The 537-nt window shown below is 76.0% G+C and carries 1 protein-coding gene; it reads right to left on the reverse strand.

Annotated features, from left to right (window positions below):
• The coding region (locus FNQ90_RS26270; RefSeq protein ID WP_182608570.1) for an ABC transporter ATP-binding protein at positions 1-537 on the reverse strand (537 nt) is incomplete at both ends.

The following is a 537-nucleotide window of genomic DNA, read 5'->3' on the forward strand; positions in this document are numbered from 1 at the left end:
CCCCCTGAACCCGCCACAGTCGCCGACCCTGCCGGCCCAACTCGGCCAACGGCTCCAGGGCCCGGTCGCGTTCGCGCTCCCGGGTCCCCGCGGCGGCGATCGTGCGCGCCCCCGTCAGCGTCTCCACCAGCCGCGCGGCCAGTGCCCCCTGCGCCACCTGGTACCGCGTCACACAGTCCGAGGTGGACCGCGCGAAGGACCGCAGCAACACGATCAGCGGCGGCGCGCCGAGCAACACCACCAGGGCGAGGCGGGGATCGAGCAGGAAGAGGGCGACCAGCCCGCCGATCGGGGTGAGCACCGCCGGCACCAACCCCGCCAGGGCGACGGGCAACCCGGCGGCGTGCGCGGCGTTGACGGTGCCCCGGGTCACCGTGTCCCCCGCCCCGAAGCGTCGGGTCGCCTCCGGCCCGACGGCGAGCAGCCGGTTCACCAGATCCCGTCGCAGCACGGCGGTGACCCGCGCGTCCGTGGTACCCGACAACACCGTGCGCACCCCCTCCAGCGCCACGGCCGCCCCGATCAACCCCACGCACC

Source organism: Streptomyces alkaliphilus (genome assembly GCF_014141535.1).
Lineage (GTDB): Bacteria > Actinomycetota > Actinomycetes > Streptomycetales > Streptomycetaceae > Streptomyces > Streptomyces alkaliphilus.